Consider the following 22,755-nt stretch of genomic DNA (forward strand, 5'->3'; position numbering starts at 1 on the left):
GAGCACCGCGTTCGCGGCGGGGCGGGGCACGGTAGGGCGGGGTGGGGCGGGTCAGCGGGGCATGACCTTGAGCGTGGTCGCCCGCGCCGGCTCGGCCACGATCGCCTCGACGTACTCGGCCCCGTAGCGGCTGTACTTGCTGCGGTAGGCGGCGTCGAGGCGCTCGTTCAGGTCGGGGTCGGCCTCCTCGGTCAACGTGACGTCCTTGTCCACGCCGTCGGCCTGGAGGTGACCCTCGTGGCTGACCTTGGCGGCGCGGAACCAGGCTCCGTCGAGGCCTCGGTAGGACCGGACGAACACATCGTCGCCATCACGGACCACCCAGATCGTCACCGGTTCGCGCTGGGAGCCGTCGTCGTCGAGGGGCGCCATCGCCACCTCGGCGGTCGACTCGATCCTGTTGAGTTCCTCGTTCGTCCACGTGCCCATCGGTCTCCCTCTCTGTGCTGGTGTCGTGGTCAGGGACGGGGCCGCTGTTTGACGGCGCGGCGTTCGCCCGTGGCGCGGTGGGCCGCCGCGGCGGCCCGGTCGAGGGGAGAGTCGTCTCTGGCCCCATTCCCCGCGAAGCCGCAGGTCAAGCAGGCGGCAGAGGATCAGCGAGGACGCCCGGACACCCGGACGTATGGCGGGGCCGGGCGCCCGCGGGGCGCCGGGCGGGCCCGGCCCGCGCTCGGGGGCACCCGCGCCGTCAGGAGAACCGTCAGAGGAGCCAGCCGAGAGCTATCAGGGGAAGTGCCAGGGGAGCCGTCAGGAGATGAGCCGCTCTCGCACCCCCGTCAGCGGTAGATCAGATATCTCTCGCGAACGGCCGCGAACCGGCCCAGCTCGGACTGCCACCCCTCGATCACCTCGTCCACCGACCTCCCCGAGTTGAGCGCGGTGCGCACCCACGGCGAGCCGGTGAGATTGTCGATCCAGTACTTGGGCGACCCCGGGCTGCCGACGTCCGACCAGGCGAACCCGTCCGGGTACAGGCTCCTGACCGTCGACAGCACCGCGATGCCGAGCCGGACCGCGTCGAGGCGGCGCCGATCGTCCACGTGATCTGCGCGCCCCCGCACGACTGGCCCTGGTAGAGGGAGAGGTGGGCTGGAAGTACGCCTCCCGGAAACGTACCCCCGCAGCCGCAGGTCGTTGAGCGCCTGAGCCCAGCGGTGGTCGATGTAGGGCGCTCCGACGATCTCGAAGGGGCGGGTGGTGCCGCGTCCCTGGGAGACGTTGGTGCCGGAGAACAGGCAGGTGCCCGGATAGACGTACGCGGTGTCCACGGTCGGCATGTTCGGCGAGGGCGGCACCCAGGGCAGGCCGGTGTCCTCCCAGCTCATGTCGCGCCGCCAGCCCCGCATCTCGACGACCTCCAGCTCGGCCGCCCGGCCCGCGTGCCCCGGCACGAACTCGCCGTTGAACAGCCTGGCCAGCTCGGCCACGGTCATGGCGTGCACCAGCGGGATCGCCTCCCCGCCGATCGTGCTGGCGTAGGCGGGGTCCAGCACGGGGCCGAGCGGGCGGCGGGCCGTGATCGGGTTCGGACGGTCGAGGACGACGACGCGCAGCCCGGCCCGCGCGCAGGCGATCATCGAGTCGAACATCGTCCAGATGTAGGTGGAGAAACGCGGCCCGACGTCCTGGATGTCGAAGAGCACGGTGTCGACCCCGGCGCTCGTGAAGAACCCGGCCAGCTCGTCGGGCGTCTTCTCGAAGGTGTCGTAGACGGGCAGCCGCGTCTTGGGGTCGACGAAGAAGCCCTCGGAGCCGCCCGCCTGGGCCGTACCGCGGAAGCCGTGCTCCGGCCCGAACACGGCCACCAGGTCGATCCGGTCGTCGGCGGCCATGACGTCGACCTCGTGCCGCAGATCACGCAGCACGCCCGTCAGGGTTGGTGACCACGCCGACCCGCCGCCCGCGCAGGTCGCGGTAGCCGCCGCCGATCAGCATCTCGAGCCCGGTGGACACCCGCCCGCCCGTCGCCGTGGCGCGCGCTGCCGGGGGAGCCGCGAGCGCCCCGGCCGCACCGGCCACGAGACCGCCGAACAGGCTCCTGCGACGCATCAACGGCCCCGCCCGACCGCGATGTCGGCCACCACAGGAAGGTGATCCGAGGCCGTGGTACGCGGCACCTCCGCGGCCAGCACCCGTACCGACCGGGAGACGGCCACGTAGTCGATGCGCCGGTCCGGCACGTCGGCCGGGTAGGTCGTCTCCGGCCTGCCCGCCATCGCGTCGGTCAGCTCCCGCCACAACGGCGCCAGCTCAGGCGCGTCGGACCGGGCGTTGAAGTCGCCGAGCAGCACCTGGGCGCCCTTCCCCGCCATGATCTTGAGCATGTCGGCCACCTGCGCCTGCCGGACCGCCGGATCGGCCCGGTAGTCCAGATGCGTGGCGTACACGTGCACCCGGGCACCCTTCGCGTTCACCACGACCTCGGGGAAGCCGGGCGCGGGGGCGGGCACGGGGTTCGGCGTCTGCGTCGACAGGCGGGTGACCGAATGGTTCTCGGCGTGCAGGATCGGATACCTCGACAGGATCGCGTTGCCGTACTGCCTGCGCGGTGCACCCTCCTGCGGCGGGTCGAGGTCGTAGATGGGCCCGAAGTACACCCGCATGCGCAACGCGCCGGCCAGCTCGGTGGCCAGGTCCCGCCACTCGCTGCGGGCGTCCCAGTGGGCGTCGACCTCCTGCAGCGCGATGACGTCGGCGTTCAGCGCGCGGATCGCGTCCACCTGGCGCGCGAGGTCGAACCGCCCGTCCTGCCCCGCCCCCGCATGAATGTTGTACGTCGCCACCCGCAACCGCACCTCACGCCCCTGAGCTTCGGCCAGGGCGGGCGAGGGCACGGCAAGCACGGTGGCGAGTGCGGCGGCTATGAGCGTGGTGGTGAGGAAGAATCGTCTCATCGGCTGCGGTCTCCGTTCATGATCTCTATTTTTCACAAACGGACACTCTCCATAATCCGGACAACCGATACCCGGACGGCAAACATCACCCAGATGACACCCCCCAAAACACTTCTCCCGCACACCCACCCGCGACTACGGAGGAGGTACAGGCCGCAACCACCCCGTAAGGGCACCACATCCGGCCGAATATGATCGACTCGGGCTCCACCAACCCGGAGGACCATGGAATGATGTCGGTGGAGACATCTCTCCTCGGCGGGCGCCATGACCGGATCCGATGCTCTAGCCTTAGCATGCGCGCGGCTCGACATGATCCTCTCGTCGTCCGCCGCACGTCGACACAACTTCATCCAGGGGCGGTAGCTCAGCCGGTTAGAGCATCGGACTCATAATCCGTGGGTCGTGGGTTCAAGTCCCACCCGCCCTACTCTCCAACACCGCATCCGACCTGGGCTTTCTCGGTTCTCGTCGGCCTCCAGCCTCGTTGTTGATCATGATTGGTTGCTCGGCGGTTGCTCTTGTGTACGGACTGTGTTTCGCGGTAGATCGTTTAGATAGTCACTGTCAGTTCAGACCCCAGAGATCACCATACGAAGATCAACCCAGAAGGTCTGCACAGCGCCGCTGGTCAGCGGCGGCCTGACGGCCGGTCAAGCCTTGTCCAAGTGGGCTCGTCTCCCCGGCCAAGCCGTCCGTGACCAGCAGATAAAAGATCCGCTGCTTCTCGCGGCGATCCGCTCGACTCTTCACGGCGGAAGGCTCACGATCGATCGGCTTGTACCGCTTCATAACTCATCGCGTGGTGCCTGATCTGCGGCTTTGACCTCCAGACGTCGTGTGGGCAAGATCTCTGCCTGTGCTGGTTCGTCTGCTGTATCTGACCTTGATTTGGGTGTTCGGCTGGCTGGTGTTGCTGGGTCGTAGCCAGGCGTCCAAGGATGTCGAGATCATGGTGCTCCGGCATGAGGTTGCCGTGTTGAAGTGTCAGGTCGTCCGTCCGAAGCCGGGCTGGGCCGATTGGGCGCTCTTGGCGGCCTTGGCCCGCGTCCTGCCGACGGTGCTGCGAGCTCATCGGCTCGTAACCCCCGGCACCCTATTGGCCTGGCATCGTCGTTTGATCAAACGCGCATGGGCCTACCCACACCGCGCCGGCCGTCTTGCGATGAGCAAGGAGGTCGGAGAGTTGATCCTCCGCGTGGCACGCGAGAACCCCAGGTGGGGGTACCGGCGGGTCCACGGCGAGCTGGCTCGGCTCGGCGTGCAGGTCAGCGAGGCGACCGTGCGACGGATCCTGCGTTCACGTCGGCACGGCCCGGTGTCGCGAAGCTTCGACACCTCTTGGCGGACGTTTCTACGGCTGCAAGCGAAAGGATTGCTCGCCTGCGACTTCTTCCACATCGACACGATCTTCCTGAAACGCCTGTACGTGTTGTTCGTGATGGAGGTGGAAACACGACGTGTGCACATCCTGGGTGCCACTGCCCATCCCACCGGGGTTTGGACAGCTCAGCAGGCGAGAAATCTGCTCATGGACTTCGGGCACCGGGCCAGGTCATTCAGGTTTCTCATCCGTGACCGGGATACCAAGTTCACCGCCGTCTTCGACGAGGTCTTCACCAGTCTGGGCGTCACGGTGATGAAGACACCGCCACGGACCCCTCGAGCCAACTGCTACGCCGAACGCTGGGTCCGAACCGTCCGAGCCGAATGCACCGACCGCATGCTGATCTACGACGAACGCCACTTGCGATCAGTCCTGAACGAATACGCCGAGCACTACAACAACCATCGCCCGCACCAGTCCCGCCAACAACGTACTCCCGATCAAGATGAGCACGTCGTGCCGCTGGAAGGCCGGATTCAGCGCCGAAAGGTGCTCAGCGGAGCCGTCAACGAGTACCACCGAGTCGCCTGACCAACCTGAAGAAACACCAGCTCAAACCACGTGCACGAGTTCTGAAGCGGTACAAGCCTCCTGTTCGCCCAGTTCCCTGCCCGCGGCGAGTTCGGCCAGAGTCTCGAAATACGCTTCGCGTGGCGCGCCAGGCGTGAAGAGCAGCAAGATCGATGCCGGCGCTCCTATTACGTTCCGGAAGGCGTGGACACCACCGGGCGGGACGTGCAAGAAGTCTCCGGCGCGGCCTTCGCGCCAACGCTCACCGTCGTACAAGCTGACCGTGCCTTCCAGGACAAAGAAGGACTCGGACATGACCCGGTGAAAATGCGGTCCAGGACCGCTCTCGTCAGGTCCGAAGTTCCAGCGATAGAGCCCGAAAGCGCCGCCTGTGGAACGTCCCGTCGCGAGGTAGTGGATGTTGCGGCCGCCATATGACAGGTCGGCTGGCTGCGTTCCCGATCGGAAGGTCGCGCTGACCACGCCGATGTCGCCTTCGTAGTGTGGGGGCGGATATGACAACCTCGGATCCTTCCAGCTGGTTGATCGTCGCCATTTGATCGAATGTGGGCTACGGTGCGCCACCTTGCGCGGCCGCTCGTTCGCCTCGGTCGGATGCGTCTCGTGAGGCGCGTTCGGTTGCGAGGGCGTCGAGGTGACGCGCGATGGCGGCGGTCAACGACTCGGCGGTGTGGATGTCCGGGCGCATGGCCGCATGCACGGCGAGGCCGTCCAGCAGAGCATGCAGGCGTTCGGCCTCGGCCGGTACGTCGGTCGGAGCCAGACCGGCTGCGGACAGGTCGGCGACTATCGTTTGGCAGCCGGCCCGCAGGGCGTCGTATCCCTCATCGCGCAGGGCCCGAAGCGCGGGGTCGACCATGGCCCGGGAGGTGAAGGCCAGCCAGACTTCGTTTTCTGCCCGTCGTTCGTCGTCGAGCGGGAGCAGTTCGTTCAGTACGCGCTGAGCTCTTCGCCGGGGGTCGGGCTCGGGCTCCAATCCGGCGAGGCGAGACTCGATCCGGTCGATGACCGTCCGGAACGCGAACACCATGAGCTCGGACTGGCTGGCGAAGTAGTGCCGCAGCGAGCCCATCGACAGTCCCGCCTCGCGGGCGACGTTGCGGACCGAGGCCTGCTCCAGGCCGTCGCGGCGCATCACCCGCAACACGGCCTCGGCCAGCAGCAGTCGACGCTCCGCCGGATCCACCACTTTGGGCACTGCCCCTTTATAGCACAGTCGTGTTACCGTACGGGCTGTTAGCACAGTCGTACTACAAACTTTGGAGCCAGACGGTGACGCTTTCCCGCATGACCGACCACAGGCCACGCCCACCCCGGCGCGGCCCGACCGCACTGCTCCGCAATCGCAGCGTCCAACTCGCCGCCCTCGGATGGCTCGGCTGCAACGCGGTCGTCCTCGCCATAGCGGGCGACACGCTCCCGTTCGACTGGCTGGCCGCTGCGACCCAGACGCCGGCCAGCCGCCTGCTGGACGCTAACCTGGCCCTGGCCGAGGTGCTCCTGCTCACCGCGCTGACACTTTGGCTCACCCGCAAACGAGCGTTACCCAACCTGGCCGACCGCGCGCCCGAACGCTCGGTGGCCGCCCGCGAGACGCTGCTCCTGCTCCTGTACGGGGCCGGCGCGCTGGGGCTGGGCTTCCTCCTTGGCCGACTCGCCGGATGGCATCCGTTCGGGCTGCATCTCGCCGGCTCGATCTACGGAACGCACGAACACGTCAGCCCCGCCGAGTCCATCGCGTGGGCGGCCTACAACCTCCTCATCTACGCGGTGATCCCGCTGCTGTTCTTTCGGCGGCGCTACTCCGCCGAGGCGCTCAACCTCCGCTCAAGCAATCGCCGGGCCGACATCGTCCTCATCGGCGCAGTCCTCTTGATCGAGTCGCTCGTCCAGGTCGCCGCGCTCGCCCCCAGGATCTTCGAGCTGGCCCCCGGCCAGTTCGCGCTCGGGGTTCCCCTGACCTTCACGTTGTACCTCGCCGGCGCGGTACTACCTGCCATGATCTTTATCTACGCGATCCTGGTGCCGCGCTTTCTCCGCCTCACCGGATCGCCCGCCACCACAGTGATCCTGGGCGGGCTCACCTACACGGCGTTGCACATCTGGGACGCCTGGACGGTGTTCACCTCGCCCGGCAACACCGCCCTGTCAATCGTCTTCCTGCTGCTGACCTACTTCGCGCCGGGCATGTTCAAGACGGTACTCACGTTGCGCACCGGCAACGCATGGGTTCACGTCTGGGGCTACCACGCGCTAGTGCCCCACACCCTCATCGACGCACCACACATGGTCCACGTCTTCCACCTCAAATAGAAGCCACCGGCCACCGCACCGCCATGGCCGACGACCAGGGCCGGGAGTCGCCGGAAGCGCTCGTGGAACCGGACGCTGACCTGGCCCGACAGCAGGAGACGATCGGCATCAGACGGAACCGGCCGGCCGCGCTGCCGGCGGAGGCGGACTCGCATCCCAACTCGACGACATCGCCCGAGATGGAGGCCGCGATGGTTGCGAACCTGGACTCTGGCTCCCGATCACATGGGCCCGCCATGCACCGCCTGGGCGGAGAACGCGGCCGGCAGGCAGCGGCTCAGCACGAAGTACACCGAGGTTTCACCCGCCCGAGGTGTCCCGGCCAATCGTGATCATACTGAAGGAGCGATGGTGATGCTGAGGATCGCACGCGCCGCGCTGTTCGCCATGGTTCCCGTGGAGCTTATGCTTGCGGTCCTGCTCGTGTCCGGCGCGTCACCTCCCAGCCCGCTGATCGCGATGGCCGGGGCGGCTGCCGTCACGGTGCTCATCCTTGAGGCGGCGACCCTGTACCGGCTGTTCGGAGCCGAACGCCGGGGCGGCGCGAACCGACGGACGGTGTTGCGGGCGAGCTGCAGCCAACTTGTCCCCGATCAGGTGCGCCGACTCGTGGGATTCGACGTGAACGGCATGGTCAGCCTGGCTCTGTGGGTCGCCCGGCGCCACCACGGCGTGCCGTACGGCACCACCGCCATCTCCTACTCACGCGCACAGACCTCCGCAATGATGATATTCGTGTTCGCGATGGTCGTGGAGTTGGTGGTCGCGGAGATCCTGCTGCGGGCGCTCGGTGCACCGGTCGGCCTACGCACCGTGATTCTGGTGGCTGACGCCTATAGCGTCCTGATCGTGCTAACGGTCATCGCGGCCTGCATTACCCGGCCCCACGTCGTCTCCGCTTAGGAGGTACGCATCCGTTACGGCGTGTTCTTCGACCTGCGCGTCCCGCACACGCAGATCGCCCAGGTACGACACATCCGGAACTTCAACGAGAACGGCATGGTCAAGGTGGAGGACGACCGGCTGGCCGTGGCGGTGGCCTCCCAGACCAACCTGATCCTCGAACTGACTGAACCGATCACCGCCGTCCGCCCTCTCGGCCGCCGCGTCAAGACCCGCACGATCCGCTTCTTCGCTGACGATCCCAGGGCCGCTATCCGCGTGCTGCAACCCCGCAGGAACACGCGCCCGAATCCTGAGGGCGCAGGGCCAGGATCTCCACGTCCTTGATCGCGTGAGAGCGGGCCTTCAAAGTGAGCCTGTCCCGCTCGAAACACGGCTGCGTAATGTGAGCTGGGGTTTTGCTGCACAATCAAGGCGGCGTCGGAACAGAGCGGACAGCCATGAAACGGTTCGATGAAGACATCCCTGACATACATTCGGATGTGCAGCTGACGGCGCGTGAGGATCAGGACTCGGTCATCAACATCCGCCCGGTGGGTCCGCTGGGGTTGCCGATATCGACATCCCTCGCTGGGCACAGATCCGCGCCCTCAACGCCGGCGTTGTCCCGGCTGGCGCGCACCGGCCGGGACTGGCACCAACTGCTGGAGCTGTGCTCCTTGTCAGGGGCGCTGCTGGCCGACAACGACGGCGTCTACGACCCGGGTTTCTACAACGACCGACTGCTGCTGGGGTTGAAGGGCACGATGAGCGAGGCCGAGCTGTATCTGATCCGGCAGCGGATGCTGTCGGGTCGCCTTGCCAAGGCCGAACTCGGGGAGCTGGCCTTCCAGTTGCCGATCGGGTACCTGCGCCGCCCTTCGGGAGAGGTCGTCTTCGACCCCCGACGAGCAGGCCCAGACGGTGGTTCGCCTGGTCTTCGACACCTTCACCCGGCTGGGCACGCTGAACGCGGTGCTGCGCTATCTGGTCGACCACCAGATCCAGCTGCCGGTCCGGGTGCGTGGCGGTCCGGCCAAGGGGGAGCTGGAGTGGCGGCGCCCGACCCGGGAAACATTGCAGATCATGCTGCACAATCCGATCTATGCCGGGTACCACGCCTACGGGCGGCGCCGGGTCGAGCCGCGTAACAAGCAGCCGGGCCGGCCCAGTACCGGCCGGGTCGTCCGTGACAGCAACGACTGGCTAGGGAGTCGTCTGAACGCGTGGCGCGGCCGCCGGGTCAGGTCTTGGGCGGCATGCAGCCCAGCTCGGCCAGCTCGCGCATCCCCTCGTCCGCCCGGGTGGGCAGGAGGAGCAGAGTGCAGGCGCGCTCGAAGCGGGCGTCGATCCGCTCCCAGACCACCACGGCCGTGTGCAACTGGCCCTCGTCCTCGTACAGGCGGCCCCTGGCGCGGGCCAGGCAGGCGGCGGCCCACTTGTTCTCGCCGATACTGGTGGCGGTCAGCCGGTCGGCCGCTCCCGGCAGAGCGGCGGCAACCGCCAGCTCTGCCGCAACCGCCTCCCGGTACGGTGCTGTCGCCGAGCTCGAGCGGCCGATCAGGGCGGTCTCCACGAGCTCGGCCGCGTTGTCGAAGCGCCCGTGGTGCAGCGCCAGCCTGACGTCGGCGAACGCCATGAACTGGCCGTACCGTTGCCGGTCAGGTGGGTTGAGTGCGCGAGAGCGCCACAGGCGCGAGGCGTCGTCGTCGCCGCGCAGGCCGTGGGCGAGCGAGAGGGCGCCGACAGGAGCGCTGAGCTGTGCGCCGAACGGCCGGCCCACCCGTTGCCAGCCTTCCCATACCGCCGCTTCCAGGGTCAGCGCCTCGTCGAAGCGGCCGGCGAGTACCAGCGGTGTGATCATCTGAGCGGCTGCCAGGTAGGAGCCTCCCACCAGGTCGTCGTCCATGGCCTGGCGTGCGACGTCCAGGGCGGCGGGCAGGTCGCCCACGCCGAGAGAGCTGTACAACGCCATCCTGAAGATGTCCACGATCTCGGGGCAGGCATCGGGGGCGTGCCGTGGCAGGCTCTCCAGCAGTGACAGACGCTCGCCGGCGACGCGGCGGGCGTGGCGTCGCCTTCCCGCGCCGAGGGCGGCGAAAGCCGCGGTGTCCAGTGCCGCGCTGACAAGCACAGGATCCCCGCTCGCCCGCGCCGCCTCCACCGCGGCCGCGACCGGCGCCGGATCTGCCCACTCGCCATCCCCGTCCGTGGCCGCCGGCGTGGCGTCGGTGGCGGACCCGTCCTCGTTCGCTATCCAGGCTGCCGCGGCCGCCAGATGGGCGGCCACCACCGGGTCGGCCGTGTCGCCGGCGGCTCGTGCCTCTGCCAGGAGTTCGAGCTTCCTGGCGTGCGGTATCTCCTCCTCGAAACCGGCGTGATGGCGGCAGGCGATGCTGACGGCGGAGGCCAGCGTGATGGCCGTCAGGTCGCTGTCACCCGCCTCGCGTGCCCGGCCGGCGGCCTCGAGCAGCATTCCGAACGGCTGCTGCCCGGCGTCGCCGATCGCGTAGGTGCAGTCGGACGCCGCGCGCAGGTCGGCAACCGCCTCCAGCGGAGTCGGCGCCCGCCGCGCAGCCGTCTCGTAGTGGCCGAGCGCCTCCATGAGGAACCTTCTCGCGTACATCAGGTGCCCGAGCGCCCGGGCCAGCCGGTGCGGCACGTCCCCGGGCACGTCCGGTGCCCGAGCCAGTGCGGCACGCAGGTTGTCGGCCACGGCGTCGAAGTCGTCCCGCCACGAGCCGGCCGCCCGGCCGTCCAGCGCCGTCTCCAGATTCGCCGCCATGCCCGCGGCCCACTCGAGGTGCAGCTCCCTGACCGCTTCCGCCTCGCCCGCCGTATCGAGCCGCTCGGCGGCGTACGCACGCACGGTCTCCAGCAGTCTCCACCTGTCCGCGCCGGAGCGGCGGTGAACGGTGACCAGGCTCTTGTCCGTCAGGCGGCCGAGCACGTCGGCCGCGGCGCTCCGGGCCACGCCAGGGCTGACGGCCACGACGGCGTCCAGGTCGAAGGGGCCCGCGAAGACGGCCAGCCGCCGGAACAGCGCCCGCTCCTCCCCGTCCAGGAGCTCGTGGCTCCATCCGATGACCGCGCGCAGCGAGCGGTGCCGCTCGTCGGCGCCCCGGCCGCCCGCCAGCAGGCGCAGGCGGTCGTCCAGTGCGGCGAGGAGACCATCGGCCCCCAGAGCGGCCACCCTGGCCGCGGCCAGTTCGATGGCCAGCGGCATCCCGTCGAGCCGGGCGCACAGCAGCCTGAGCGTGGCGGGGTCGGCGGTGAAGCCCGGATCCGCCGCGGTGGCGCGGTCGAGGAAGAGCAGTTCAGCGTGAGTGGTGAGCGGCACGGGGGCCGCCGTGGCCGAGGCCGGGGGGAAGGGGAGCAAGGCAAGAGTGCGTTCGCCGGGCACGCCGAGGCGCTCCCTGCTGGTGGCCAGGATCCGGGTGCCGGGGCAGCGGCTGAGCGTCTGCTCAGCGAACCGGGCGACGGTGTCGATCACATGCTCGCAGTTGTCGAGGATCAGCAGCGCCCTGCCGTCGCCGAGCCGTTCGGCGATGGCCTCGTGCAGGTGCTGGTCCGGGCGTTCGGTGACGCCCAGCGCGGCGGCCACTGCCTGGGCGACATACGCCTCGCTCACGGGCACCAGGTCGACAAACGCCCCTCCTGAGGGAAAGGAGCCCTGGGCGCTGCCGGCCGCCTCGGCCGCCAACCGCGTTTTGCCGACGCCGCCCGGACCCACCAGCGTCACCAGGCGGGCGGCCCGCAGCGCCTCCAGCAGCCGCTCGCGCTCGGCGGTGCGGCCGATGAACGTGGTCAGCGGCGCGGGCAGAGCGGCGATGCCGTCAGGCTCGGCCGATCCCTGCCCGGCCAGTTTGCCGAGTTCCCGCCGGTCGGCGACCCCGCATTTGCGCAGCAGCGACGACACGTGGTTCTCGACGGTACGGACCGACAGGTGCAGGTGAGCGGCGATCTCCGCGTTGGACAAGTGCGCGCCGAGCAAAGCCAGCACCTCTGCCTCACGCTTGGACACGGCCCCTGAATACGCGACAGACACCGCCCCATCATGCCCTGCCTCCCCGGTCTGCGTGATCCGTTGCGTGGTCCTTTGGGTGGCGAGCTAGGTACCGGCCACCGATGTCCGCATGGTCCCGTATCGCCAGGATGGGCACATCAGCAAGAACACCGGAAAATGGAGCATCACCATGGGACGAGTCGTTCTCTCCGTCTTCACCACCATCGACGGCGTCATCGAGAACCCGCACGAGTGGACCTTCCAGTTCGTCAGCCCGGACGCCATGAAGACCGGCCTGGACCAGATTCGCGCCGCGGACGCGCTGCTGCTCGGCCGGGTCACCTACGACGGCTTCGCCGCGGCCTGGCCGAGCATGACCGACGAGGCCGGTTACGCCGACAGGATGAACTCCCTGCCCAAGTACGTCGTCACGACGACCCTGAACAAGGGCGAGTGGAACAACACCACCGTCATCCGCGACAACCCGGCCGAGCGGATCGCGCAGCTCAAGGAAGAGATCGAGGGCGATATCCTGATCTTCGGCAGCGCCGCCCTCGTCCGGTGGCTGCTGCGCGAGCGGCTCATCGACGAACTGCGCCTAGTCACCTACCCGGTCGTGGCCGGCAAGGGCGCGCGACTGTTCGACGAGTCGATGGACACCACCGTGCTCCGCTTGACCGGATCACAGGCCTTCTCCTCGGGAGTCGTGGCCCTGACCTACGAGCCGACCGCCGAAGGGCTGATCGACCCCGCGGCCGCGCGGCACACGGCGACGGAGAACGCCGAGGGATAAGACCGGGGCTGCGGTGTACATCGCTGTGTACATCACACCCGGTTCTCAATGGCACGCTCGGCATTCAGAGGCAGCCGTTCTACCAGCACCTTCGCGGCGCGGCGGATCGGATCGGATCGAGTTCGGCGGGCAGGGCCGCGATCCGGTTCTCGATCCGGTCGATGACCATGTGCGATCCACCAACGTGCACACTTCCCTTTTATAGCACGGCCGTACTATTATGACATTCAAGTAGCACGGCCGTGCTATAAGTGTGGGATGAAGCCGATCATGACGCTGCCTCAGCTGTCCTGATCGGGGCCGCCGCGTCCGCGGGGTCGGGTGTCCGCGAACTGGAATGGGACAAGCCGACGTACGGCGCCTGGCCCATCGTGGTGATGCGCCTCGACGACTCTCCAGGCGTGGGCATATCCGCTTCGGTGGGCCTTCGCTTCGGCTTCCTGCTGCCGGCAGGCGATTGCTCTGCCGGCCATCGGAGGGCTCACGCTGGCCTACGTGGCCGTCCGAACCGGGTCGGCCCGCCGTATCAGGCCCGATCGAACAAGCGGGGGGGCCGATGACACGGTGCGGCCTTCGGCGCCCAACCGCGCCACCCATTCCGCCTTGCCGTGCCGCTCCTGCATTCAAGCCATCAACCGACGGACAACCAACGGACGGAGACAGCCATGCTTCTGGAAAACAAGACAGCGGTGATCTACGGGGGTGGCGGCGCCATTGGCGGTGCGATGGCGCGGGCCTTCACCGCCGAGGGAGCGAGGGTCTTCCTCGCCGGCCGCACTCCCGGCAAGCTCGACGCCGTCGCCGCGGACATCCGGCGCGCCGGCGGCCTGGCCGAGACGGCGATCGTGGACGCCCTGGACGAGACGGCCGTCAACGGCTGGGTCGACTCCATCGCGGCGCAGACCGGCAGCGTCGACATCTCGGTGAACGTCATCTCCCAGGACGCATTGTTCGTGCCGCTGCTCGACATGCCCGTCGCCGACTTCGGCCATGCGATGGACAAGGTCGCGCGCTCGTTCCTGCTGACCGCCCAGGCCGCCGCACGGCACATGGTCAAACAGGGCTCGGGAGTCATCTTGCACTTCGGCGGCTCCGGTCCGGCCAACTCCACGCCCGGCCTGGGCACCGTACAGATCGGCTTCGACCTGGTCGAGGCGATGCGCCGCCAGTGGGCCTGCGAGCTCGGCCCGCACTCCGTCCGCGTCGTCTCGATGCGGACCGGCGGGATCCCCGAGACTCTCCCCGACCTTCCCGAGACGGTGCCCTACAAGCAGAAGATGATCGACGCCACGCTGCTCCAGCGGGCGACGACCCTGGACGACGTCGGCCGCGTCGCCGCGTTCCTGGCCTCCGGCCAGGCCCGGAGCATCACCTCCACGCAGGTGAACATCTCCGGCGGGGCCCTCGTCGACTGACACAGGACAACCCCGATCTCCCTGGAAGCGCGGCAATGCGCTGCCAAGGATTCACGAAACGACATTTGGGAGAACAGTATGAACGACGAAGTCACCCAGTACATCAGTGACACCGCACCATGGCAGAAGGCGGTTTGCGAGGAGTTGCGTTCGATGATCCATGAAACCGTTCCCGGCGTCGAAGAGCAGCTTCAATACGGCAAGCCGCACTTCCTCAAGAACGGGAATCACGCGGCCGTCATAGCGGTTGCCCGGGGCAAGGTCTCCTTCATGGTGTTCAACGCCACGGACGTCCCCACGGTCAAAGGCCTCATCCGAGCGATGGGCAAAGGGGACCGCAAGTGCGCTGACATCGCAGAAGGGCAAGAGACCGACTACGCAGCACTTGCCGAGATTCTCCAGAAGACCACGATCGCCCTGTAGGGACGGAACCCGAACAGCGGCTGCGATCACTGAGCCTTTGTCGGTAAGGATCAGTAGCTGTCCGTAGCGACATAAGTCGCCCCCGGATGCCGCAGCCCGATGACCGGCAAGCGTAGTCGGGTTGCCCGGAGGGGTCTCACCTCCGGGTCGGGTAGGACCGCCGTTGCTGCGGCGGTCCCCCTAAGAACCGTGCGTGCGATTCGTCGCCGCACACGGCTCAGGCAAGCCGCGAGGGCAAGCTGGCATATTGAAGCGAACTGGGGCTCTGGCCGTCGGGTCGAGTTCGGTCCGGCTGGCAGTGAGCGTGTATGAGACGGACTTGATGATCCAGCGTGTCGCCTTCGGCGGTTGCGATCGCGTGTTTCGTGATCGCTTTGCGGGTGGCGGCCAGCCATCGTTCCCATTCGATGGGGGATCTCGGCTGGTGATCGGCGTGGAGAAGGTAGTCCCCGCAGAGCGGGCAGCGGCCCTGCTGGGCCTGCAGTAGCCGGAGCGTGGATCGGCCCATCGGGAGCTGATTCTTGGTACGCCGTTGGTTCCAGTACTCGGCCAGAGCGGGGTCGTAGGGTGAGGCCCCGCCTTTGACCATCTGGTGCCGGACGATCCGGGTCCAGGAGAACTTGATCAGATAGGTGCCGCTGACGCGGTCACCGAAGACCCATTTGTCCTTCCTGGCCGGGTGAAAGGTGTCGAAGTAGTGGCCAACGACCCCACCACTTTGACTTGTTGCGGTGCCCGCGTAATGCCCACCGGTAGATGAGTCTCCAGACATAGGCGTCCAAGGCGTTGAAGGGCGTTCTCGGCAGGCGTGCAGCCGATGGGCGTGACGTCTGGCGCCCACGCGCCGCCTTGATCGCGGATGGTTGTTGTAGTTGTGTGAGGGTGAGCACGGCGATGTCACGTATGGGGGCCACTCGTGGACAGCGGCGGAGCACGACGGGACGGGGAACTGGCCGATCAAGGTGCTGCTTTGGTCGGCCGTCATCACACGATCCAGGCTTTCGGTCGCGTGCTCCAGAGCGTTGTCGACGGGGGTTTCCGCGTCATCGCTCTGGCGGGCGATCCCGGCGTGGGAAAGACGAGGCTACTGCACGAACTGACCGCACTCGCCCGCGAACGCGAGGTGAGCACCCTGTGGGGAAGGGCCGCTGAGTACGAGCGGATTGTGCCCTTCAGCGTGCTCGCCGATGCCCTGGACGATCGGGTGGAGACACGGTGGTTCCACCGTGGCCCGTTCGCGGGCAGCGTGGATCCCCAGGTGCTCTCGGGTCTGTTCCCGGCGTTGGCCGCCACCGCCGACCCGCAGAACGGCGGCGAGCAGGGCGTGATGGCTCGTTACCGGCTCTTCCGCGCGTTGCGCCGGCTGATCGGCGAGTTCACGGGGCCTGGGCTCGCGCTCGTCCTGGACGACCTGCATTGGGCCGATGACAGCTCAATGGAGTTCCTGCACCACCTTGTCCGTCACCCGCCGCGCGGAGGGATGCTGATCGCCATCGCCTACCGCCCGGCGCAGGTCTCTGTACTCTTGTCGGCCCTCCTACGGGACGTTTCCGGTCATCTCACGGAGATCGAGGTGGGTCCGCTCACCGAAAATGAGGTGGAGGAGTTCCTCGGGCCCGGTGTGCCCAGCGCCCGCCGCGCCGCGTTATGGGAGGCCAGCCAGGGCAATCCGTTCTACCTGGAGGCCCTGGCCCACATGAACCGGCTGGAGATCGGCGAGTTGCCCGCCACCGTGCGCGCGGCCATCCAACACGAGCTGGACAAGTTGTCGCCCGTGGCGATGACGGTCGCCCGGGGCGCGGCCCTCGTCGCCGACGAGTTTGATCCCGAATCGGCCGCGGTGGCCGCACGGGTGTCCGAGCCGAGCGTGCTCGACGCGCTGGACGAGCTCGTCAGGCTCGACATCATCCGGCAAGGCTCCGGCAACCGATTCCGCTTCCGGCATCCCCTGGTCCGGCATGCCGCCCACCAATCCTCCGGGATGGGCTGGCGAGTCCTCGTTCATGCCCGGCTGGCCGCTCATCTGATCGGCAAAGGCGCCTCCGCGGTGATGACGGCTCCCCATGTCGAACGTTCGGCCCGCTTCGCAGACCAGCGGGCCATCGAGGTTCTGGTCGCCGCCGCACGTACGGTCGCCGCCACGGCCCCCGCCAGTGCGGCGCACTGGCTGCGCACGGCGCTGGCGCTGCTCCCCGAGGAGCCTTCCACGGCAGAACGCCGCTGCACTCTGCTGATGGAGCTCGGCAGAGCACAAGGCGTCAGCGGGCAGTTGCGGCAAGGCCGCGACACCGTGCGGGAGCTGCTGCGGCTGCTGCCTTACGACGACTACGAGCGCCGGGCGAGGGCCGCCACGTTGTGCGCCCTGCTGGAGCGCCAGCTCGACCGGCCCTGTGAGGCACGTGCCCTTCTTCTGGACGAGCTGCGTCGTGTTCCCGAGCCCCACGCGTCCGCGGCGGTTCCCCTGCGGATGCGGTTGGTGGCTGAGAGCATGATGCGCGGGGACTTCCGCATGGCCCACGACGTGCTGGCTAAGGTGGGCGAACCCGACGGCGCGGGTCACCCGGGGCTTCCCGCCGCGGTGGCCGCGCTCCGCTCGATGCCCGCCTACGCCGCCCGGCGCACGGCCGAAGCCCTTCGCCACGCCGACGAGGCCGGCCGCCTGCTGGCCAACACCATAGACGATCACCTGGTGGACTGGCTGGACTCGATCGCGTGGCTGTGCTGGGGAGAAACAGTCATGGGCCGCTACGACCGCGCGCTCGGTCTGTTCGAGCGCGCGGCGACGATCGCCCGTATGACGGGGCAAAACTACATTCTGACTCACCTGCTCGCGGGAAAGGCCAGGACGCTCATCCACCTGGGCCGGCTGGCCGAGGCCGCGGCCACCGCTGCGGAGTCGGTCGCTGACGCGCGCTCGCTGCGGTCAGGACAGCAACTCGTCTTCGCGCTCACCCAGCAGTGCCTGGCGGCCAGTTGGGCGGGTAATCACGACGCTGCCATGGCCGCCGCCGACGAGGCCCGGCGAACCGGGGTCGGTGATGGGGAGGTATGGAGCAACCAGGCCAGGTACGCCCGTGGTGTGGCGTTGATCAACCGCGGCATGCTGGACGAAGGCGTTCAGGCGGTGATCGAGGTGAGTGAGGGCTTCACCTCGCGCCGTATGGACCGCGGTACCATGCTGGCCGGCTGCGAACTCGTGGCCTGCGTGGAGGCCTCGCGCGGCAGGAACGACAAGGCGGCGGCCCGCGCCGCGGACGCGGCCCGCCTCGCCGATCATGACCTGCCCGTCTCCTTCGGCCTGGCGACTCTGGCCCAGGCGCACGCCCTGCTAGGGCCCGATCCCTCCGCAGGGGCGGCTCTCGCCGTCAAGTCGGCTGGGCGGCTGGAGGCCGACGGACGCCGCCTGGACTCCGGTCGTGCTTTGTTCACCGCCGCGCTCGCCCAAGCCGAGCAGCGTCAACCGACTGGTGCAGGCCACGTGCAGCCGGCGCCGCGTCGTCGCGATCCTCGTGGTGGTCTCATCGACGTGCAGCACATGGGCGAGCGTGAGAAGGGCACGGATCAGCTTGACACTGTCGGTGACGAGCATCGCGGCCTCGGCGAGGATCGAACTCACCCAGCCGGGTGACACGCGGGCTCCGGTGACGTCGGCGATCAGCTGAGCGCAGCGCTCTACCGGGATGTGCTGGAAGACCAGCAGGTAGGCGGCCAGCGCGCGCAGGTTCGGGCCGTACGACGACGGGGACCCCGCCACCTGCTCGGGCAGGACCGCTGCGGTGACCCGGCCGCAGCCCCCACACCGGCACCGGTGCGTGCGATGCTCGGTCACCGTCACGGTAACCAGGGGAATGTCGCGGACCTGACGACGCGCGAAGCCGACGCTACCGGCGGCCGACAGCGCCTTCCCGCAGCCACCGCATGCGTCCGGGAGGTGCTCTTCGACCTAGTCCGGGGTCTCGACCATGGCCAAGCCCGCGCCGGGTGCCCCCGGCTGGCGGCCACGCTTCTTCCTGGTGTTGACCGGCGGCTTCTTGTCCGGCCGGACGAACGTGTCGCTGGATGGCGGCAAGGACGAGTTCCCGGAGTTGCGGCCAAGCCTGCGCTCCAGCTCGCCAACCCGAGCGGTCAGCCGGTCGACCGTCTCCTCCAGCCGCGCGATCGTCTCGCGCTGGGCCTCGATCGTGTGCCGCTCGAAAACACGGTTTCGTGCTGTGAGCTGGGGTTTTGCTACGCGATCAGGATGGCGACTGCGATCATAGCGGGGTGTTGTTGTCGCTTGTGTACGGGTTGGTGAGGGGCTTGTTCGGCCTGCTGGCGGTGCTGGTGCGCGCTGATCTGTCGAAGGATGTTGAGCTGCTGGTGCTCCGTCACGAGAACCAGGTCCTGCGCCGTCAGCTCCGCGGCCGGCTGGGGTGGGGTCATGCCGACCGGCTCTGGCTTCTGGCGTTGTCGCGTCTGGTCCATCGCTGCCGGTGGGCGGAGGTGTTCCCGGTCACCCCGGCGACGATCCTGCGTTGGCATCGTAGCTTCGTGGCGCGGAAGTGGACCTTCACCGACAGGCGGCGCCCGGGACGGCCCGGTACCCGTCGGCCGGTCAAGGTACTGATTGTGCGGATGGCACGGGATAACCCGACATGGGGGCATCGGCGGATCCAGGGCGAGTTGGCTCGGCTGGGCTACAGCATCGCGGCCTCCACGGTGTGGGAGATCCTGCGCGCCGCCGGTATCGATCCGGCACCTCGCCGGGCTGGGCCGACCTGGCGGCAGTTCCTGACCGCGCAAGCCCACGCGATCATCGCGTGCGACTTCCTGGTGGTCGAGACCGCGCTGCTCAAACGGCTGTATGTGCTGGTCTTCATCGAGCACGGCACCCGGCGACTGCACCTGGCCGGAGTGACCGCGCACCCGACCGGAGCATGGACCGTGCGGCAGGCCCGCAACCTGGCGATGGATCTGGGTGACCGTCTCGCCGGGCTGCGGTTCATGATCCACGATCGGGATCCGCTCTTCACCTCCGCCTTCAGAGAGGTCTTCGCCGCCGAAGGGCTGCGGGTCGTCACTACCATGTCGCGGACGCCGAGGATGAACGGTATCTGCGAGCGGGTCATCGGTACCCTGCGCCGTGAACTCCTGGACCGGGTCCTGATCCTCAATGAACGCCACCTGGCGTTCGTACTCCACGAGTACCTGATCCATTACAACCGGCATAGGCCGCACCAGTCCCGACACCAACGTCCCCCGGACGTCGCAACGCAGCCCGCCCGCGACGTGATCGACCTCAACAACCTGCGATCCATCCGCCGAAAACCCGTAGTTGCAGGAATGATCAGCGAGTACCACCACGCGGCTTAACCGCAGCTCAGGGCACGTAACGCCATATTCGAGCGGTACAGGCTGCGCCCGCACTGGCACGAGAACTCGAGGACTTCCGGGAGCATGCCACTGCCTCGACGGGAGCCGAGGCAGTGGCCAGTCGTACTCACGTCGTTGGCGAAACCGCACACCGCCAGACAATCGAGGTCGGCGAGCAACGTCGGATGTTAGCTGAGCAATGGACCTCGCTACTCGGTCGAATCCGTGCCACCGCGGGCTTCGACCAGTTCCTGCGCCCACCGGGAATGGACCGGCTTCACGAGCAGGCGGCCGATGGCCCGATCATCATGGTGTACAGCAGCCGCTGGGGCAGTGGTGCCTCGATCGTGACGGGCGATCCCGAGCAGCGCGTGCGCGTCGTGCCCCTGCCGGATCTCACCCCGACGGCCGCCGCCCAGCAGGTCAACCGCTTGTGGGATGCCCTCCGCGCCGTGGACGGTGATTTCACTGGCCGTGCACGCGCCCAGCAGGAGATGCACGCGCTGCTGGGCTGGCTGTGGGACGCGATAACCGGGCCTGTCCTACGCGAGCTGGGCATTGCCGAGCCATCCGGCCCGCGGCCACGAGTCTGGTGGGGCCTCGTCGGCGTGCTGGCCTACCTGCCGATCCACGCCGCCGGGCATCACAACCAGGCCGGCCAGCGGAGCGTACTTGACCGCACCGTCTCCTCGTATTTGACTACCATCCGCGCTCTGGAACATGCCCGCGCCCGACCTGCCGCACCCGCCGACTCGGCGGCGATCATCGCCATGCCCACCACTCCGGACGCCCCAGATCTACCCCAGGTGGATAAGGAAATCCATGCGCTCTCTGGCGTCCTGCCGGACACGCGAATAATCACTGGTCCCGCCGCGACGCATCACGCTGTGGCCGAAGCGCTCGCCCGACACCCGGTCGCGCACTTCTCCTGCCACGGCTTGGCCAACCTTATTGACCCGGCAGCCAGTGAACTGCTCCTGTACGACTACGCCACCGCCCCTTTCACTGTCGCCGCCCTGGCGCGGCTGCACCTGGCTGACGCAAGCCTGGCCTACCTCTCCGCGTGCAGTACGACCCATACCAGCCCCGATCTGGCCGATGAAGCGATCCACCTCACCGGTGCGATCCATCTTGCGGGCTACGGGCATGTCGTGGGCACTCTGTGGCCGGTCAACGACCTCGCCGCAACGGCCATCGCCACTGACTTCTACGCCTACCTCACCAATGGCGGCACAGAGCTACCAGATGTTGCGCACAGTGCCCTCGCCTTGAGCGAAGCCACCCTCCGGCTGCGCGATCGCTACCCCGCTCTGCCAACCCGATGGGCAGCGCACCATCATCAAGGTTCTTGAGTGCGGCCCTGCTCGCCTGCGCGCAACGGGTCGGTGAAGAGTCGCAACGGGGCGGGGCCACCGAGATTCAGCAGAATGTCCACGCCACTAGGGACGATGTCCGGCAGCTTGCTACCTACCACCCGCACCCAGTGGAAATCCAGCGGCGACTGGTCCCGCTGCAGGGGGGAGGTGGCGACCAGCACGCAGGGCGCTTCGCCTGGCGCGGGCCCCACCCGCGGTCGGCCTTGCTCATCACAGACGATTTCCACAACAGAGTCCCGGACCATGGCGATCAACTGGTCGCCGACCGGCTCACCCCTAGCGGCCATGCGGAGCCCATAATCAATGGGATCGGTAGGACCCTCACCGTTCGCGGGCAGGTACTGGGGATTCGGCTCGAACGGACCAGGCCGCCCCTCGGTGTCTAACCTCCACCCGCCAACCATCTGACTGCTCGGCGGCGAGTCCTCCGGTGCGCTCGGCCGCCAAGCCGGATCAATCAGAGCGAACCACATGGTCCCGCTGACGCCAACGTTGTACTGTCGGATCATCCCCGGCATGAGACACGCCTTGCGCAACCTGGACGGCACCAGATAACCGGCAAGCGACATCTCCGCGCCGGCGGCGTTCACCGGCTTGTCGGCTGTTTCAGCCATCCCGCCCTCACACTCTGCGCCGAACCACGGCCAGTTCGTTAGCCGACATGCTCCGGCAAACCGGGTTCATTATCGTCGATATTCGCCAGCCATGAGAATGCCCAACCAAAGCCGAACATCACGATCGCCTCCGGCTACCAGGCGACGTGGCGGACGCCATCCAATCGCCGACGATCCGCGTCATGAGCCCCACAGGGTCGAGAATCGAGAAGGCCCAGGTCAGATAGGATGTTGACTGGCAGGGCGCCCGGGGTTCGAACCCGGAACCTACGGATTAAAAGTCGGCAGCTCTTATGCCGGATCGGACTTTAGCGTATTCAATTGTATTGCTCTGCGCGTTTTGCCACTCTCAAATATGTCCAAAGATGCCACGAAGTGTTCGTGCGTGCCAATAGCCGAAGAGCATGCGGCGAGCACGTGAACGTGGGATTCGCTGGCGTCCCGTCGTCCTGATGATAAGCCTTTGACCTCTTGTCTGTCCCGGTTCGGCCCAACCTGGCCCGGAGGCAGTGCTGAGATGCATCTGCATGGCAGGCGCCCTCCCCGGAATCGCGGCCAAGATGCCGGCTGGCCAGCACGGTCTTGCGCTGCCGCCACACCCGACCACCGGATCCTGTGCTTCTCCGAAGCTAGGGGCGACGACCGTCTCAGTCCCGTAAGAGCCTGCTGACAAAGGGATTTGGTGTGGGGGCGTGAGTCAGGAGAGCCGCGGGGTGTGGTCATCGTTGGGCTGTTAACCCGTGAACGGGAGCGGGCTCCCGGTAGCTGA

19 protein-coding genes, 1 tRNA gene and 3 pseudogenes are annotated in these 22,755 nt (G+C 67.8%); 13 read left to right on the plus strand and 10 right to left on the minus strand.

Annotated elements, in window-relative coordinates; all coding sequences use genetic code 11:
• Positions 1–51: 51 nt before the first annotated feature.
• The 4 genes from ABD844_RS27690 to ABD844_RS27705 all read right to left on the minus strand — a co-directional run bounded on the left by ABD844_RS27690 (position 52) and on the right by ABD844_RS27705 (position 2,894).
• The gene (locus tag ABD844_RS27690) at positions 52–429 is read right to left on the minus strand and encodes a DUF2255 family protein (protein WP_344884134.1); all 378 of its coding nucleotides are present in this window, start codon (positions 427–429) and stop codon (positions 52–54) included.
• Between the two features lie 347 nt (positions 430–776).
• Positions 777–1,865 (minus strand): exo-beta-N-acetylmuramidase NamZ family protein, encoded by a 1,089-nt coding sequence (locus ABD844_RS27695; RefSeq protein ID WP_344884137.1) that lies wholly within the window; start codon positions 1,863–1,865, stop codon positions 777–779.
• Complete coding sequence (locus ABD844_RS27700; RefSeq protein WP_344884139.1) at positions 1,855–2,049, minus strand: hypothetical protein; 195 nt, start codon at positions 2,047–2,049, stop codon at positions 1,855–1,857. Before ABD844_RS27700 ends, ABD844_RS27695 begins: the two co-directional genes overlap by 11 nt.
• Positions 2,049–2,894, minus strand: coding sequence for an endonuclease/exonuclease/phosphatase family protein (locus tag ABD844_RS27705; RefSeq protein ID WP_344884142.1), 846 nt, complete (start codon positions 2,892–2,894; stop codon positions 2,049–2,051). The genes ABD844_RS27700 and ABD844_RS27705 overlap by 1 nt, the downstream gene beginning before the upstream one ends.
• A 356-nt stretch (positions 2,895–3,250) precedes the next feature.
• Here ABD844_RS27705 and ABD844_RS27710 point away from each other — a divergent pair.
• Positions 3,251–3,324, plus strand: a tRNA-Ile gene (locus ABD844_RS27710).
• A gap of 429 nt (positions 3,325–3,753) precedes the next feature.
• Positions 3,754–4,812, plus strand: a complete 1,059-nt coding sequence (locus tag ABD844_RS27715; protein ID WP_344884145.1) for an integrase core domain-containing protein — start codon at positions 3,754–3,756, stop codon at positions 4,810–4,812.
• Between the two features lie 21 nt (positions 4,813–4,833).
• On the opposite strand, the gene ABD844_RS27720 is transcribed toward ABD844_RS27715, so the two are convergent.
• Together ABD844_RS27720 and ABD844_RS27725 are read right to left on the minus strand one after the other, a co-directional pair.
• Complete coding sequence (locus ABD844_RS27720; RefSeq protein ID WP_344884148.1) at positions 4,834–5,313, minus strand: cupin domain-containing protein; 480 nt, start codon at positions 5,311–5,313, stop codon at positions 4,834–4,836.
• 49 nt (positions 5,314–5,362) lie between these two features.
• Entirely contained in the window at positions 5,363–5,998 is a 636-nt protein-coding gene (locus ABD844_RS27725) for a TetR/AcrR family transcriptional regulator (RefSeq protein WP_344884151.1), read from the minus strand.
• A 101-nt stretch (positions 5,999–6,099) separates the two neighbouring features.
• Here ABD844_RS27725 and ABD844_RS27730 point away from each other — a divergent pair, with 101 nt between their 5' ends.
• From ABD844_RS27730 to ABD844_RS53270, 5 genes and pseudogenes are all read left to right on the plus strand, one after another.
• Positions 6,100–7,125: a hypothetical protein gene (locus ABD844_RS27730; RefSeq protein ID WP_344884154.1), complete on the plus strand. Its 1,026-nt coding sequence runs from the start codon at positions 6,100–6,102 to the stop codon at positions 7,123–7,125.
• Positions 7,126–7,479: 354 nt separating this feature from the next.
• A complete protein-coding gene (locus ABD844_RS27735; protein ID WP_344884157.1) occupies positions 7,480–8,028 on the plus strand; it encodes a hypothetical protein in 549 nt (182 codons plus the stop codon).
• A gap of 21 nt (positions 8,029–8,049) precedes the next feature.
• Positions 8,050–8,355, plus strand: coding sequence for a hypothetical protein (locus tag ABD844_RS27740; RefSeq protein WP_344884159.1), 306 nt, complete (start codon positions 8,050–8,052; stop codon positions 8,353–8,355).
• 113 nt (positions 8,356–8,468) lie between these two features.
• Positions 8,469–8,834, plus strand: a pseudogene (locus tag ABD844_RS53265) (recombinase family protein); the annotation flags it as partial.
• Between the two features lie 97 nt (positions 8,835–8,931).
• Positions 8,932–9,099, plus strand: a pseudogene (locus ABD844_RS53270) (hypothetical protein); the annotation flags it as partial.
• 151 nt (positions 9,100–9,250) lie between these two features.
• On the opposite strand, the gene ABD844_RS27750 reads toward ABD844_RS53270, so the two are convergent.
• Positions 9,251–12,031 (minus strand): ATP-binding protein, encoded by a 2,781-nt coding sequence (locus ABD844_RS27750; RefSeq protein ID WP_344884165.1) that lies wholly within the window; start codon positions 12,029–12,031, stop codon positions 9,251–9,253.
• Between the two features lie 172 nt (positions 12,032–12,203).
• Between ABD844_RS27750 and ABD844_RS27755 the strand changes: the two genes are divergently transcribed.
• The 4 genes from ABD844_RS27755 (at position 12,204) to ABD844_RS27770 (ending at position 18,272) form a co-directional block, all read left to right on the plus strand.
• Complete coding sequence (locus ABD844_RS27755) at positions 12,204–12,806, plus strand: dihydrofolate reductase family protein (protein WP_344884168.1); 603 nt, start codon at positions 12,204–12,206, stop codon at positions 12,804–12,806.
• Positions 12,807–13,471: 665 nt separating this feature from the next.
• Positions 13,472–14,221, plus strand: a complete 750-nt coding sequence (locus ABD844_RS27760; RefSeq protein WP_344884171.1) for an SDR family NAD(P)-dependent oxidoreductase — start codon at positions 13,472–13,474, stop codon at positions 14,219–14,221.
• Between the two features lie 78 nt (positions 14,222–14,299).
• Positions 14,300–14,644, plus strand: coding sequence for a DUF1801 domain-containing protein (locus ABD844_RS27765; RefSeq protein WP_344884174.1), 345 nt, complete (start codon positions 14,300–14,302; stop codon positions 14,642–14,644).
• A 916-nt stretch (positions 14,645–15,560) separates the two neighbouring features.
• A complete protein-coding gene (locus tag ABD844_RS27770) occupies positions 15,561–18,272 on the plus strand; it encodes an ATP-binding protein (protein WP_344884177.1) in 2,712 nt (903 codons plus the stop codon).
• Here the strand turns inward: ABD844_RS27770 and ABD844_RS53275 are convergent.
• Together ABD844_RS53275 and ABD844_RS27775 are read right to left on the minus strand one after the other, a co-directional pair.
• Positions 18,165–18,560, minus strand: a pseudogene (locus tag ABD844_RS53275) (IS66 family transposase); the annotation flags it as partial. The gene ABD844_RS27770 and the pseudogene ABD844_RS53275 overlap by 108 nt on opposite strands.
• A gap of 27 nt (positions 18,561–18,587) precedes the next feature.
• The gene (locus ABD844_RS27775) at positions 18,588–18,824 is read right to left on the minus strand and encodes a DUF6444 domain-containing protein (RefSeq protein ID WP_344884189.1); all 237 of its coding nucleotides are present in this window, start codon (positions 18,822–18,824) and stop codon (positions 18,588–18,590) included.
• 119 nt (positions 18,825–18,943) lie between these two features.
• Between ABD844_RS27775 and ABD844_RS27780 the strand changes: the two genes are divergently transcribed.
• Together ABD844_RS27780 and ABD844_RS27785 are read left to right on the plus strand one after the other, a co-directional pair.
• On the plus strand, positions 18,944–19,996 hold the full coding sequence (locus tag ABD844_RS27780) for an integrase core domain-containing protein (RefSeq protein ID WP_344884180.1): 1,053 nt from the start codon (positions 18,944–18,946) through the stop codon (positions 19,994–19,996).
• 113 nt (positions 19,997–20,109) lie between these two features.
• Positions 20,110–21,348, plus strand: a complete 1,239-nt coding sequence (locus tag ABD844_RS27785; RefSeq protein ID WP_344884183.1) for a CHAT domain-containing protein — start codon at positions 20,110–20,112, stop codon at positions 21,346–21,348.
• On the opposite strand, the gene ABD844_RS27790 is transcribed toward ABD844_RS27785, so the two are convergent.
• Positions 21,336–21,986 carry a type VII secretion system-associated protein gene (locus ABD844_RS27790; RefSeq protein ID WP_344884186.1) on the minus strand — a complete coding sequence of 217 codons (651 nt, stop codon included), beginning with the start codon at positions 21,984–21,986 and terminating at the stop codon, positions 21,336–21,338. The genes ABD844_RS27785 and ABD844_RS27790 overlap by 13 nt on opposite strands.
• Positions 21,987–22,755: the final 769 nt, after the last annotated feature.

Origin of the sequence: Nonomuraea antimicrobica, assembly GCF_039536965.1 — a bacterium.
In the GTDB taxonomy this organism is placed as follows: Bacteria; Actinomycetota; Actinomycetes; order Streptosporangiales; family Streptosporangiaceae; genus Nonomuraea; species Nonomuraea antimicrobica.

Excerpts from the sequence above, each read along its gene's own strand:
- ABD844_RS27765 (WP_344884174.1), top strand. The coding sequence starts at position 14,300 with ATGAACGACGAAGTCACCCAGTACATCAGTGACACCGCACCATGGCAG.
- ABD844_RS27705 (WP_344884142.1), bottom strand. The coding sequence starts at position 2,894 with ATGAGACGATTCTTCCTCACCACCACGCTCATAGCCGCCGCACTCGCC.
- ABD844_RS27735 (WP_344884157.1), top strand. The coding sequence starts at position 7,480 with ATGCTGAGGATCGCACGCGCCGCGCTGTTCGCCATGGTTCCCGTGGAG.
- ABD844_RS27760 (WP_344884171.1), top strand. The coding sequence starts at position 13,472 with ATGCTTCTGGAAAACAAGACAGCGGTGATCTACGGGGGTGGCGGCGCC.
- ABD844_RS27755 (WP_344884168.1), top strand. The coding sequence starts at position 12,204 with ATGGGACGAGTCGTTCTCTCCGTCTTCACCACCATCGACGGCGTCATC.
- ABD844_RS27790 (WP_344884186.1), bottom strand. The coding sequence starts at position 21,986 with ATGGCTGAAACAGCCGACAAGCCGGTGAACGCCGCCGGCGCGGAGATG.
- ABD844_RS27690 (WP_344884134.1), bottom strand. The coding sequence starts at position 429 with ATGGGCACGTGGACGAACGAGGAACTCAACAGGATCGAGTCGACCGCC.
- ABD844_RS27700 (WP_344884139.1), bottom strand. The coding sequence starts at position 2,049 with ATGCGTCGCAGGAGCCTGTTCGGCGGTCTCGTGGCCGGTGCGGCCGGG.
- ABD844_RS27730 (WP_344884154.1), top strand. The coding sequence starts at position 6,100 with ATGACCGACCACAGGCCACGCCCACCCCGGCGCGGCCCGACCGCACTG.